The sequence below is a fragment of the Ktedonobacter sp. SOSP1-85 genome, from assembly GCF_016587415.1.
GTDB lineage: Bacteria > Chloroflexota > Ktedonobacteria > Ktedonobacterales > Ktedonobacteraceae > Ktedonobacter.
In genome coordinates this window covers 946,224-958,957 of sequence record NZ_BNJI01000002.1, presented here as the reverse complement: position 1 = coordinate 958,957, position 12,734 = coordinate 946,224, and the positions used below count along the sequence as shown (strand labels likewise).

At 53.5% G+C, this 12,734-nt stretch carries 11 protein-coding genes; 5 read left to right on the top strand and 6 right to left on the bottom strand.

The features are described from left to right. The first annotated feature begins 358 nt into the window (after positions 1–358). From KTE_RS32385 to KTE_RS32375, 3 genes are all read left to right on the top strand, one after another. The gene (locus KTE_RS32385) at positions 359–1,300 is read left to right on the top strand and encodes an MBL fold metallo-hydrolase (protein ID WP_201388912.1); all 942 of its coding nucleotides are present in this window, start codon (positions 359–361) and stop codon (positions 1,298–1,300) included. A gap of 171 nt (positions 1,301–1,471) precedes the next feature. Continuing rightward, positions 1,472–3,319, top strand: coding sequence for an asparagine synthase (glutamine-hydrolyzing) (gene asnB / locus KTE_RS32380; protein WP_201388910.1), 1,848 nt, complete (start codon positions 1,472–1,474; stop codon positions 3,317–3,319). 21 nt (positions 3,320–3,340) lie between these two features. Then, entirely contained in the window at positions 3,341–3,817 is a 477-nt protein-coding gene (locus KTE_RS32375) for a MarR family winged helix-turn-helix transcriptional regulator (RefSeq protein ID WP_201388908.1), read from the top strand. A gap of 28 nt (positions 3,818–3,845) precedes the next feature. Here KTE_RS32375 and KTE_RS32370 read toward each other — a convergent pair whose 3' ends face one another. Beyond that, the gene (locus tag KTE_RS32370; RefSeq protein WP_201388906.1) at positions 3,846–4,190 is read right to left on the bottom strand and encodes an antibiotic biosynthesis monooxygenase; all 345 of its coding nucleotides are present in this window, start codon (positions 4,188–4,190) and stop codon (positions 3,846–3,848) included. A 245-nt stretch (positions 4,191–4,435) separates the two neighbouring features. On the opposite strand from KTE_RS32370, the gene KTE_RS32365 reads away from it, so the two are divergent. Further along, positions 4,436–6,724 (top strand): ATP-binding protein, encoded by a 2,289-nt coding sequence (locus KTE_RS32365; RefSeq protein ID WP_201388904.1) that lies wholly within the window; start codon positions 4,436–4,438, stop codon positions 6,722–6,724. Positions 6,725–6,998: 274 nt separating this feature from the next. Continuing rightward, the gene (locus KTE_RS32360) at positions 6,999–7,682 is read left to right on the top strand and encodes a peptidoglycan-binding protein (protein ID WP_201388902.1); all 684 of its coding nucleotides are present in this window, start codon (positions 6,999–7,001) and stop codon (positions 7,680–7,682) included. Between the two features lie 475 nt (positions 7,683–8,157). Here the strand turns inward: KTE_RS32360 and KTE_RS32355 are convergent, their stop codons facing one another. From KTE_RS32355 to KTE_RS32335, 5 genes are all read right to left on the bottom strand, one after another. Continuing rightward, on the bottom strand, positions 8,158–9,327 hold the full coding sequence (locus KTE_RS32355) for a methyl-accepting chemotaxis protein (RefSeq protein ID WP_201388893.1): 1,170 nt from the start codon (positions 9,325–9,327) through the stop codon (positions 8,158–8,160). Continuing rightward, entirely contained in the window at positions 9,324–10,574 is a 1,251-nt protein-coding gene (locus tag KTE_RS32350; RefSeq protein ID WP_201388891.1) for a serine/threonine-protein kinase, read from the bottom strand. The genes KTE_RS32355 and KTE_RS32350 overlap by 4 nt, the downstream gene beginning before the upstream one ends. Before the next feature lie 216 nt (positions 10,575–10,790). Beyond that, entirely contained in the window at positions 10,791–10,931 is a 141-nt protein-coding gene (locus tag KTE_RS32345; protein ID WP_201388889.1) for a hypothetical protein, read from the bottom strand. Beyond that, a complete protein-coding gene (locus KTE_RS32340; protein WP_201388887.1) occupies positions 10,928–11,833 on the bottom strand; it encodes a class I SAM-dependent methyltransferase in 906 nt (301 codons plus the stop codon). The genes KTE_RS32345 and KTE_RS32340 overlap by 4 nt, the downstream gene beginning before the upstream one ends. A 25-nt stretch (positions 11,834–11,858) precedes the next feature. Further along, positions 11,859–12,512: a hypothetical protein gene (locus KTE_RS32335; RefSeq protein WP_201388885.1), complete on the bottom strand. Its 654-nt coding sequence runs from the start codon at positions 12,510–12,512 to the stop codon at positions 11,859–11,861. Positions 12,513–12,734 lie beyond the last annotated feature (222 nt).

Sequence of the window (12,734 nt, the reverse complement as noted above, 5' to 3'; positions counted from 1 at the left end):
ACAAAGAGCGCACAAACTAAATATGCACAAAGATCAGCAAGTATATAATAAGCAGCAATATCTTTTCGGTAGGGACCAGCTTCAGCGCGTCCGAAGGCAATTCATCGCACTTCGGCGTTAGCCAAAAGCTTCCCATGGCACCATGTTGGGTGGTGGAATGTCTGTTGCCCGCTACAAGGTTTTAGCTTGCGCCGCACTGCCATCAATGGCCTTTGGACGCGCTAAAGCGGGTCCCTACCAAAGTTGGCATTTGGACGCGCTAGCCTCCCGATTCATCGCGGAGGTCCCTACCGAATCAAGAGCGGACGCACAACAGTTTACAGGTATTTCCCATCAGTCACAAAAGAGGAGCACCGCTATGAGCAGCAAAAAGAAGGAAAGTGACCAGAAGCGTATTGCGTATGTTCATCGCGTTGTGCTACCTGCGACACAATCGCCCGCGCAATTAGAGCAGGGATCGATCTTTTTTGTCGGTACAGCGACGGTGCTGGTCAAGTACGCTGGCTTTACCTTCCTGACCGATCCCAATTTCCTGCACCGGGGGGAGCATGTGCATCTTGGTTATGGGCTGCGCTCAAAACGCCTGACCTGTCCGGCGCTGAACCTGGAAGAGTTGCCACGCCTGGACTTTGTGCTGCTTTCGCACCTGCACGAGGACCACTTTGACCGCCTGGTGGCACGCAAGCTTCCCAAGAATACGCCTATTGTAACAACGCCAAAGGCCGCGAGCGCGCTGGCAGAAAAGGGCTTTATAACCACCTATCCCCTCAACACCTGGGAGACCTTCATTTGGGAGCGTGGCGCGCAACAGCTCGCTATCACGGCCATGCCCGGCAAGCACGCTCCAGGGCCACTCGCAAAACTCCTGCCTCCGGTCATGGGAAGCATGCTCGAATTCCAGCAAACCAGCGGTGAGACGCTGATGCGTATGTACATCAGCGGCGATACTCTCTATATCAAAGACCTGGCGGAGATTCCTCGTCGCTATCGCTATCCTAATATCGACCTAGGGCTCTTCCACCTCGGCGGCACACGCGTCATGGGCCTGATGGTTACGATGGACGCAAAGCAGGGGCTAAAAGCCGTAAAGCTTATCAATCCCAAGACCTCCATCCCCATCCACTACAATGATTATACTGTCTTCAAGTCGCCCCTTGAGGACTTCCAGCGCGCCGTCGAAGGTGCAAAACTCACATCGCGTGTCCACTACCTCTCACATGGCGATTCCTACACCTTCCAGGTTCCCGCCGAACGTAGAAGCGCTACTAACGTACACGCCTACGCGAACCCCAAGGCATAGATGTTACGAAATGGGTAAAGGGGTATCGTGGCAGGCGGGCCTTGCCCGTCTGCCACGATACCCCTTTACCCATTCGATACCTTGATGTCATCAAGTATATTTATAGTATCAAAGCAATTTTGATATACATATATAGTAGAGGTAAAAACCCCTGGAAAGTGAGTTTCCCCTATGTGCGGTATCACCGGTTGGATCGATTGGGAACAGGATCTCTCGCAGCAGCAACCTGTGCTGGAGCAGATGGCTTGCACGCTAAAGGAGCGCGGGCCAGACCGCGAGGGCTACTGGCTCTCTCCCCGCGCCGCCCTGGCGCACCGTCGCCTGATCGTTATTGATCCCGTTGGCGGCAAGCAACCTATGCTCTTTACCCAGGGTGAACAGACTTATGCCCTGACCTATAATGGAGAACTCTATAACTTCCGCGAGTTGCGCGAGGAGCTGCGCGCGCGCGATCATGTCTTTCGCACCCATTCCGATACTGAGGTTTTATTACATGCCTATGTTGAGTGGGGCGAGGAGTGCGTCAACCACTTTAATGGCATCTTCGCCTTCGCCATCTGGGACGAGGCGCGTCAGCGGCTCTTTATCGCCCGCGACCACCTGGGTGTAAAGCCGCTCTTCTACGCTCAGGTAGGCAGCGCCATCGTCTTCGGCTCAGAGATCAAGGCCCTGCTGGCCCATCCGCTGGTCGAGCCTGTACTGGATGATGAGGGCATGAAGGCCATCTTTGTCTCGCTCTTTATGTCTGGTGGCGGCATCTTCCGCGATATTCATGAGCTACGCCCCGCCCACTGCGCAACCTTCACACGTGAGCGCACACATATTCGTCCCTACTGGCAGCTGGTCAGCAGGCCCCATACCGATGACCTGGAGACGACCGCCGAGTATATTCGTTCGCTTCTGAAGGATACCGTCAAGCGCCAGCTCATCGCCGATGTACCCGTGGTGACACTCCTCTCGGGCGGGCTGGACTCCAGTGGTGTGACCTCGCTGGCAGCACGCGAATTTCAGAGCGAGCACAAGGTGCTTGATACCTATGCCATCAACTATGCCAATAGTGAGGAGCACTTTGAGAGCAACGCCATTCGTCCAAGCATCGACCGCCCTTATGTCGAGCAGGTGGCGCGTTACCTACCGACCAATCATCATGATGTTGTAGTCTCCACTGATGAGCTGATTGAGAACCTGCTCGTATCCATGCGCGCCCATGATCGGCCCAAGATGGGGCAGATCGAGACCTCACTCTACTTGCTTTTTAAGGTCATCAAACAGAACGCGACGGTCGCGCTCTCGGGCGAGTCGGCCGACGAGGTCTTTGGCGGCTATCCCTGGTTCCACCAGGAGCACGTGCTTAATACGCCGACTTTCCCCTGGATCGCCGCGCGCATGAATCCCAGGGGCGATAACCAGTTTATGAATATGGGTACGCCCTTCCTCTCGCCAGCCCTGGCGCAAGAGCTCCATCCACGTGAGCATATGCAGCGCCTCTACCAGGAAGCCCTGGCCGAGGTTCCGCGCCTGGAGGGCGAGTCCCCGCGCGATGCCCGTATCCGTGAGATTTTCTACCTGAATATGACGCGCTTCCTGCTCCTGCTGCTGGACCGCAAGGACCGTATGAGCATGGCGACTGGCCTGGAGGTACGTGTCCCCTTCTGCGACCATCGCCTGGTACAGTATGTCTGGAATATTCCCTGGGAGATGAAGACCGTCGATAATATAGAGAAGGGTATTCTGCGCCGCGCCTTTAGCGGCCTGCTTCCCGAAGAGGTACGGATGCGCCGCAAGAGCGCGTACCCAACCTCGTTCGATCCGGCCTATACTCAGGCCGTGCGCCGCTGGACGCTGGAGATCCTCAATAATGCCAACGCGCCAGTAAACTCTTTCGTCAATGTGGAGTTTATCCGCCAGCTCGCGGAGCATCCCGATGAGGAGAGACGTGGGGAGAATGCCTACTTCCTCTTTGACTACTTGATTCAGGCCAATGCCTGGTTGCAAGAGTATCATGTCGTAACGCCATAAAACAGAAGGAGGAGATCCCACATGCCAGCCCATCCTCCGCGCGCAACGCAGGAAGAGGAGGCCCTGCGCTATTACCTGGAAATTCACCGGGCGCTCTGGCATAGCCTGGCGACGACCTGGATGGACCTTGATCTCTCGCTTGCGCAGTTGCGTACATTGCTCTTGCTGGCGAATCATAGTCCGCTCCAGGTCGGTCACCTGGCGCGCCATATGGAGATCGGCATTCCCACGGCTGGTCACCTGGTAGAGAAGTTGGTGCAGGCGGGCTTCGCGCGACGTTTCGAAGATCCCGCTGACCGCCGTCGCTGCCTGGTCACGCTCACCAGTCAGGGCGAAGAGCTTTACGCGCGCTTGCTCATTGGGCGGCAGACTATCGCCGCCTGCCTGCACCAGCTTGGCGATGAGGACCTCTCCGCCTATCTCCAGGGCGCTCAGGCCCTCGCGGACAAGCTCGTTTCACAACTTACCACAAACGCAAGGCAGGCCCGACGCTGCTAAAGCACGCGTCGGACCATACACGGTTCCTCTAGCTATGGAAAGCCTGGCTATCGCGTGGTGCCTGCTCTCGCTCAAACATACCATAATCTCTGACAACACCAGCGATACGCAACCGGTAGTCTTTGAATATATCGGCTCTGCCCCTGGACTGCGCCGCCCGGTGCTCTTCCATTTGCCTCCATGCCTGGATCGCCTGTTCATCCCTCCAGAATGAGAGCGATAGAATCTTCCCAGGAGTCGAGAGGCTCTCGAAACGCTCTATAGAGATAAAGCCATCGATTTCATTAAGCAATGGACGAAGAGAAGCAGCGATATCGAGATATTCCTGCTTCTCTTCTGGCTTTGGAATAACTTCAAATATTACAGCTAGCATGATTAAAGTATCCTTCTTTCTATTTTGTAAGTGTGATATAGCCCTCTACTTGCGTACGTGACTACTTCCGGAAGTAGTCACGTACGCAAGTAGCGAGCCTCATTACCCTGAAGTCCTTCCTGAATGCCCGGTTGGCACGGTTAAGCATCTTTCTCCGTATTCTAAACAGAGGTCCTGTCTTCCCAATTTTTCTGCTATCACCTATTACATGTTATCCCCCCAGGACCCTACAAAGGAGAAAGCGTATGGACCCGCGCAATCATATCCATGAGGGGACGCAAGAAACCGATAAATTTGCTAAACCAGACCCGGACACGGATAAGTTTCTCTCTCCTTCACGTCCCCTGCCACCATCGGTTCCCCTCACCAGGGGGCAGCGCATAGGACGCTTTTTGCAGCTCCATACCTTCGCACCCGAATTCTTTCCTCCACAACTACAGCACGCCGCTGTTGGCTATGTTTGTGCGGTACTCCTGCCTATACTGGCAACCCTCTTTCTCTTCTCCATATTGCGCATGGCACCCTCATTTCACTTTATTGAGACTCCCATTATTCTCATGGTTGTTATCATCTCACTGGGTTGGGGAACGGTCCCAGGCATTCTGGCAACCCTGGTTGGGACGCTTATGCTCGCCTTTGTGCTACAGTACTCTCATGCCACGCCTATGCTCACAAGTAACACCTTCGCGCTCACACAATCTGAAAATATCTTTGGCCTGGGCCTCTTCGCTATCATCGGCCTGAGTGTAAGCCTGGTCACCAGCCAGACACAACACGCCAGGCGTGCAGCAACCCGCGCTCACCACCAGGTAGAAAGCCTGCTTATCCAGACAGAAACAATTTTCGAGAATATCAATGACGCAATCATGGTCATGGATACCGATGGTAAGATTATCCGCTTTAACCAGGCGCTCCAGAAGCTGCTCGCCTTTGATGAAGACTATCCCTCGCTACCACCAGCCCGGCGTGGCGCTCAGGTGCTGCCGCGCGACGAATATGGCAACCCGCTCACCCTCGAACAGTGGCCGCTCAGGCGCATTCTACGGGGAGAAGAACTCTCCAGTTCCCAGCCCACCGATATTACCCTGCAAACCCTGGATAAGCGTACAATCCATGTCAGCATCACCGGAACACCGATTCGCAGCCAGCATGGGCGCATCATCGGCGGCGTCCTCGTGCTGCGCGATGTGACACAACGCCGCGAGCAAGAGCGGCGCACACATGAGGCCCTGGCCTCCATGCTCATCATGGCCGAGGCCCTGGTCGGCATCGCAGACCCCACCACAAGCGAGGCACTGGCTGGCAAAGGCAATCGCGATGTCTTTCACCGCCTGCTCAAGCTCGCCTGTGACCTGCTCGGCTATCGCTCTGCCAGTGCCGTCACCCTTGATAGCCAGACAGAGCAACTTCAACCCATCGACGTCTATGGATTCCCCCCGCATTATGAAAGCCACTGGTGGCAGCATGTCTCTGGCGCCAGCCTGGACGACTACCTCTCGCCACAACAAATCGCCCAATTGGGCGCCGGGCAGGTTATTAATTTCCATCTGAGCGAGCGCCGCAAGCCAGAGGCGCCCACCTATGGCCTTCAAGCGGTACTCCTCGCACCACTTCGCATCGGTGACCGCTTTATCGGCGTTCTCTCCCTTGACTATGAGGCAAGCGGGCGCAAATACTCGCCCGCGGAAGAGCGAGCCATTGCCTCGGCGGTAGGGAAACTTACGGCCTTGCTTGTCGAGCGCGAGTACCTGGTCCGCGAGCGAGCCGAGGCGCGCGCCCGTGAGCTTGCCGCCCTGGAAACCACGCGCATGATGGATGATTTTATCGGCATCGCGGCCCATGAGCTACGCACGCCTATGACGGCCATCAAAACCAGTGTACAACTGGCACGCAGGCAGGTCAGGCGCATCCTCAAGCAACAGAATCTCCTCTCCGAAGAGATGGTTGAGTTGGTAGCCTCCGTGCAGAGCTTTCTTACTCGCACCGAGCGGCAGATCAATACCCAGATACGCATGATTCGCGACCTGCTGGATGTCTCGCGTATCCGCGCCGACCAGCTCGAACTTCAGCCTGAAAACTGCAACCTGGCCCAGGTTGTACGCGAGTGTGCCGAAGATCTGCGCGACATGGACGCCAAACGTTCATTCACTCTCAACCTGCCAGGGAAACAGAGAATAGCAGTCATCGCCGATGTGGACCGCCTGCGCCAGGTTATCATGAATTACCTTACAAATGCCCTGAAATACTCGGACACCAGCCAACCTATCACACTAACCGTCGGCCTGGAGAGAGACAGGGTGCGTGTGGCAGTCATCGACCATGGACCCGGCATCACCACGGAGCAACAGAGCAAAATATGGGAGCGCTTCTACCGCGATCCAGATGTCGAGGTGCGCAGCGGTTCCGCCGTGGGCCTGGGCATTGGCCTGCACATCAGTCGCACCATCATCGAAGGGCTGGGAGGCCAGGTTGGTCTGGAGAGCCAGCCAGGTGAAGGTTCAACCTTCTGGTTTACCCTTCCTCTGGCCCGGTAACCTCTGCAAGAGCAGAGTACCCTCTTCCCCTACCTCAAATACGGCAATGTCATTTTAAGAGTTATGGTGTGGGTTGCCTTCGGCAACCCACACCATAACTCTTAAAATGGCGAGCCACATAGTAGCGAGAAATACCTAAATTAAGACACAATACCTTGCCCCAGGCAAAGAAACAGAGTATCCTAGAAAAGGAATCTACAAAGAAAACTTCCATTTTTAGAGTGAACGAACACTTGCATATTTCTATCTATGACAAATCGGAGAAGGTTCAAGGATGACAAAACACACCAATCCAGACCAGCCAGCCTCACCAGATGACATTACGCTAAAAGATGGCGAGTCTCCTCTTGAGTATTCCCGGCCTGCTATCAACATAGATGCATCCACACTTACACCGTCTCCACCCCCACCAGTCAAGAAACGCTCTGCAAATGAAGAGAAGAAGATTATCCTGATGATCGCGCTTATCGGTGTAGCCTTACTACTATTAGCGTCTAGCATATTTTTATCACCCATAGATACAGCAAGAACCGCTTTAGCATTTCCAGCACTATCAACAACCATTGTCAAAAGTGCTAATGGGGGTGAACCCTCTCCCGTCCCCTCCACCCGCATACTCCACCTGGCACCAGCTTCTACTCCCACACCCGGGACTACTCGCACAGTTCCCGCTACGCCCGGGGCCCCCAGGCAACCCACTCCCCCACGCCCGACACCAACGCCCAAACCGGTCTGCCCTCCCCTGATTCAGTATGGGAGTACAGGTAGCTGGGTCAAAACGCTTCAGCAAGAATTGAATGCGCGCAAGATGTTAGACCAGAACGGGCATGCCCTGGCTGTTGACGGAGACTTTGGCACAAATACACAATACGCTGTTAAAGAATGGCAGACAAAGGAGCATATACAGGTTGATGGTCAAGTCGGACCTATTACCTGGCATACATTAGGAAATTGTTAACGATCCGTTCCATACCTCAGCCTTCGAGGGAAGGGGCAGACACCTCAAGGGACGCGCCTAGTGACGACTCCCCACGGCTAAAGCCGGGGGCTTCTCAGCAAGCCGAAGCTTCCTGATGGCTCCGTCCGAGCCAAAACGTGTTTGCTCTCTTGTGTGAAAGGCGGCTTGTGAGCTCTTAAAGACCTTTCGAGAGGTACAGGAACACTTGCACGCAAGCATTTTTACCGTAGGACGCGAATTTACCTACGAACCCAGGAAACACTTTTCATTTGTGTATGTACAAAAACACTTGTTCTAGTATATCGGAGAAGAGTGAGTATGTCAATACGGGTGTCTCCCCCACAACCCTATCCACCAGAAAAGGACTCGCTTGTATCCTCATGCCTGAAGGCAGGGGTCTTACGCTCGGTCTGATAAAAAAGGAAATTTATATGTGCAAAAACAGTTTTTTCTGTTTTTGCACATATAAATTTCCTTACATACCCGCTTTGTGACCGAGGGTATCCGTTGGTACTGGCGCCCGCAGAGCGGTACTATCCTCGCCGACAACCGCGTAGTCCAGGGCCTCTTCTGGCAACTGAAAGTTCTCAATAGAGGCGTTCCATTGCTGCGCGAGTTTCGCCAGGGAGTGAATGTGCTCGGCGGTTTGGAGAATAGAGGCGCTGGATTGATGAATGCGTTGCGCGATGGCATACAGATCGGAGATCATAGATTCTGCCAGGGTGGCATTGGCTTGCGCGGAAACGAGAAGCTCATTGAGCAAGGCTTCCAACCGCTGGGTATCTGTATTGATGCGCGTCAGCAGGCGCGTCTGTTGTTGCGCATCTTCCAATGACTGCGTCGTATTGACAATCAGCGTGCTCTCACCCGAACCCTTTTGCAGCTCTGGACGTTTCAACAGCATCGCTCGTATCTCATGGATAAGTTCGACATTGAGCTGAAGAGTACTACTCAAGCGCTGTATGAATGCTACAAGCTTCTCTACAGTTTCGGTAGTATCAGAGAAGCGCGTGGTTTGTATCTCGGAGGTCTGAGCCAGTTCAATCGAGCTAGAGAGCAGGCTTTGTGTCTTAGACATCACTTGCTTAGAAGAATAACGCGTCCACTTCGCCAGGTTTGCCAGCTCTTCGATAAGCGCGTTACAAATATCCGCAACCATGCCAAGCCTACCGGAAGGCACGCTGGCTCGGACACGCAAATTCCCATCCATGATAGGCTTGATATCAGTCACAAGCTGGCGAATTTGTAGCTCCAGTTGCTGGACATCATTGGTCGCTTTACCAGTATACTGAGCCTGCTGAATACCAACATTGACATTATCGAGAAGAGCATTGAGCGTCTGGGCAAGGGGAGAAAGCGCGTTGTTTCTCAGAAGAGGAACGCGTCTCTCTCTCTGTCCGGACATATACGCCTGGCAGACCTCTACTAGCTGCGCATATTGATTTTTCGTCGCGCGTTGCATAAAGCGTACGAGAGCGATCTCAGCGAAAAAGACCGCGATGGCACAGGCAAAAAGCACACCTAAAAAAAGGCTGACACCTGTATTCTCGCGCTGTTCCAGTCCAACGACACCAACAATAAAAATTGCGGTGACAGGCAACATGGCGGCGAGAAGTAATTCCAGGCGGAAAATATTTGACTTCATGGCTTGGGACTCCTTATGGGAATACTGCCCGGGGCCGACGGCCCCTGCGGCTCAGATCGCCAGGCAAGTAAGAATGTCTCGTTTGGATCAGATACAACATCAGGAAATGATTGAGACGCTGGCTCAACCCTCTCTGGCTGTTGTAAGGAAGCACGCGTCAACCTATTCTCACGCGGTTTGGGTACTGTCATATCAGTAGAAATGGCGCTCTGCCCTAGATTGGATGACACAACCTTTTGTTCCTGCGGCTGAGGAGCCGGCAGAGGCACGGGAGGCGGTATGGCAGGACCCGCCAGTTCGCGTATCTTTTCGATTCTCTGCGCGATCCCCACTTGTTTTGGCGTATATAAACGCTCATTCAGCACATGCGTATAGGCCGTTACCAGCTCCCTGGCCGTCTGGAAGCGTCGTTCTGGATCGCGATGCAGTGCATGGTTAACCACCAGCTCTAGCGCGACCGGAATAGCTGGCGCGATCTCATGCAATGACGGGAGAGGCTCAGTAATATGTTTACGCGCCACTTCTAGATAGTCACTCCCCGTAAAAGGCGGAGCCCCACTCAACAGTTCGAAGAGCATGACACCAAGCGAGTAGACATCAGAGCGAGGATCACCCTCGGCTCCTCGCACGATCTCTGGCGCAAGATATTCGGGCGGACTCAGGTAATTGCCGGCGACATTTTTAAGGTGTTCGTACATGGTAGTCTGTGTAGCACTCTCTTCAAGCCCTCTGAGGCGCAACATAGCGATTGTACCCAACTCTATGAGTTTGACATCGGCTTTATCGAGAAGGAGCACATTGCTAGAATTGAGATAGTGGTATGCACGCCCTTGCTCATGAATAAAATCAAGCAGATCCGCGATTGGGTTCAGGATCGTAAGCACTTCATGCGGCGTCCACTGTCGCTGCTGTTTTAAACGCTGAGCCAGCGTCTCACCTGAAAATATGGGATGAATGTGATAAAAGATGCCCTCTTGTACCCCATAGCCATAGAGCGGGAAGAGATGAGCATGACGGAATGTGACGAGTTGCTCTCCCTCACGTTCAAATCTTGTTTGAAAATTCCTCCTCGTACTGTGTGGAAGCGCTTGAGGAAGGAGAAAAATGGTGATAAATAGTTCGGGGACCAGCCAGAGTTCACGCGTACGAGCATGATATGTTGCAGTCATATTTCCACGGTTACGCAACTCTTCCAGGCGATATCCGCGAATTTTTCTCCCTAGAAATGGATCTTTTGCTGTATCCATAAAAATAGATTCCTTTCTATGCCTACCGCTACCCCATCTCATACTAGCTGGTACACACTTTATTTAAAATATCTCATATATGATTCATACATACTATGAAGTACCTCATAAATTGCTGAAGGAAGGAGGGATACGATGGTGAGATGCAAGTTGGCAACTTGCATCTCACCATCGTATCGGGCAGGCACCAGAGGGCCTCTCAGGTCTTCCCAGGTCTTAAAGGCCGGGAATAAAATGCGGTGCCAGCAAGAGCGAACCCAGGCTTGCCAGGCAGAGGATAATCAGCAGCCACAGCCAGAGTTTAAAATTCGCCTGGTGCTGCTCATCATCTTGCTCATCGTCTCGATATCTACTCATTTTACATCCTCTTTTTCTGGCTCCTGGGATGGCACATCTACCGTTCTTTCCTCTACCGTGCGTTTGAGTAAGACAAAGCCACCTGCGGCTGGATCAGGCTTCTTGCCACCTAAGAAGAGCAGCACACGCATAAACCAGTTCAATTTGATAGGCAACCGCAAACGCAGGGCCTCTTGTAGAGGTCCGTGGAACTCCTCGGACTGCCAGCCAAAGCGCTGGAAGAAGGCCAGGCCTCCCTCGGGGGCGAAACGCGTCTTGACGCTATCAGCCACGAAGGTGTTCCAGTAAGCATCATCGCGTTTGAGGGCAAAGGGGGAGACATACTCGGTCAACCACCAGCCGAGATGCTCGCACTCCTGGATATCTTTCGCCAGGGCCACAACCTGCTCAGGATATAAGTAGATGAGTAGACCTTCAGTTAAAATGAGCGCTCGCTTAGCGTCCTGGTTGACACGTTGGAGAAAAGTTTTGCGTGCCTGGTGATCAGTAATATCGAGTGCGACGCGTTCCAGGGCACAGTGCGACTCTTTCCCCTCCAGTTGCGACTCTTTATAGGTTATCACATCGGTATGATCAACCTCGATCCAGCGTAGCGAGGGCGGTAGCGAAAGGCGATACGGTCTCGTATCCAGGCCAGCGGCCAGGTTGACGACCGTATCGATTTCTTCCTGACCGATGATACGCTGGATAATTTCGTCATACACATGCGTACGTACAACCAGCGACCATTTCTCCTGCTCGCCACGCGGCAGAGAGTGCATAACCTCGGCTCCACGCTCACCCGCCAGTTGCCTGGCATACTCGTCCTTAAAGAGACCGCCAGGGCGCTCCGTTTCTAAGGCGCGATAGTAAGCAGTCAGGCGAGCCGTATCAAATGTATCTTGAATAAATAGAGATGACATAAGGTAATTCCTTATAACCTGGGCCTTATTGTCCAGGCAGAGATGGTAATGACAAATGCGGTAAAAATGGAATAGGTATCTGGAGCCAGGAAAGGGCCAGGAGACCAACAATAGTCACAATGATAAGCAAGAGAAAGAATTGAGCGGACCCTATCATCGCCGAAGTCGAGACAGCCCCCTGGACCGTATGGTTATAGGCTCTCCGTATATAGATGGCTCCTCTACGCCCTCTTTTTCCCCAGATGGAGATTGTATCTCCCAGTGATACATTGGCGCCTCGCAGATAGCCATGTATACGTGCATCCTGAGGCTGGCCATTCTCTGCACGCACACGTATCGTCGTTATCATAATTTTTTCTTGTTCCTTAGAGCGTACCTCATTCGGAACGGGCCAGAGAACATCGCGTAGCAGGCGCAGAAAGAAGCCTAAACCAGCTAGAGGCGGATTCTCCAGCTGTGATTGTACCAGTACCACCTTGCCCCAGAGTTCTGGCGGCCTGTGGGGGAAACCCATAGGCAGCTTATCAACCTGCCATGGAGCCTGTGAAGAAGTCGGCGCTTGCAGTCCTCTCTCCTCACGCACAATAGCATACAGATCTTTTGAGGGGGCATCATAGGGCGCCAGGGATGGATCCACAACCGCGTAGGGTGACACATCCTGGCGAGGTTCAAGTCCCATAAGCTCCCTCAAAACAAGCGGAGGCTGTGAAGGTTGATCTATAGGCACCGGTAAGAGCGGCTGTGTTGAAGCAGAATGCTTCGCAGGAAGCAAGGGTGCCATGCCTGGAGAGTCCGACTGTTGCACTATAACTACATCTGGTGCAAATTCTTGTGCCGCTGCCTGCCTGGATGACAGGGGTGAGCCACAATTAATACATACTTGTGACCCACCAGACGACTT

Bases quoted from the DNA above. Each gene is read 5' to 3' on its own strand.
- KTE_RS32385 (WP_201388912.1), top strand. From the start codon at position 359: ATGAGCAGCAAAAAGAAGGAAAGTGACCAGAAGCGTATTGCGTATGTT.
- asnB (WP_201388910.1), top strand. From the start codon at position 1,472: ATGTGCGGTATCACCGGTTGGATCGATTGGGAACAGGATCTCTCGCAG.
- KTE_RS32375 (WP_201388908.1), top strand. From the start codon at position 3,341: ATGCCAGCCCATCCTCCGCGCGCAACGCAGGAAGAGGAGGCCCTGCGC.
- KTE_RS32370 (WP_201388906.1), bottom strand. From the start codon at position 4,190: ATGCTAGCTGTAATATTTGAAGTTATTCCAAAGCCAGAAGAGAAGCAG.
- KTE_RS32365 (WP_201388904.1), top strand. From the start codon at position 4,436: ATGGACCCGCGCAATCATATCCATGAGGGGACGCAAGAAACCGATAAA.
- KTE_RS32360 (WP_201388902.1), top strand. From the start codon at position 6,999: ATGACAAAACACACCAATCCAGACCAGCCAGCCTCACCAGATGACATT.
- KTE_RS32355 (WP_201388893.1), bottom strand. From the start codon at position 9,327: ATGAAGTCAAATATTTTCCGCCTGGAATTACTTCTCGCCGCCATGTTG.
- KTE_RS32350 (WP_201388891.1), bottom strand. From the start codon at position 10,574: ATGGATACAGCAAAAGATCCATTTCTAGGGAGAAAAATTCGCGGATAT.
- KTE_RS32345 (WP_201388889.1), bottom strand. From the start codon at position 10,931: ATGAGTAGATATCGAGACGATGAGCAAGATGATGAGCAGCACCAGGCG.
- KTE_RS32340 (WP_201388887.1), bottom strand. From the start codon at position 11,833: ATGTCATCTCTATTTATTCAAGATACATTTGATACGGCTCGCCTGACT.
- KTE_RS32335 (WP_201388885.1), bottom strand. From the start codon at position 12,512: ATGGGACTTGAACCTCGCCAGGATGTGTCACCCTACGCGGTTGTGGAT.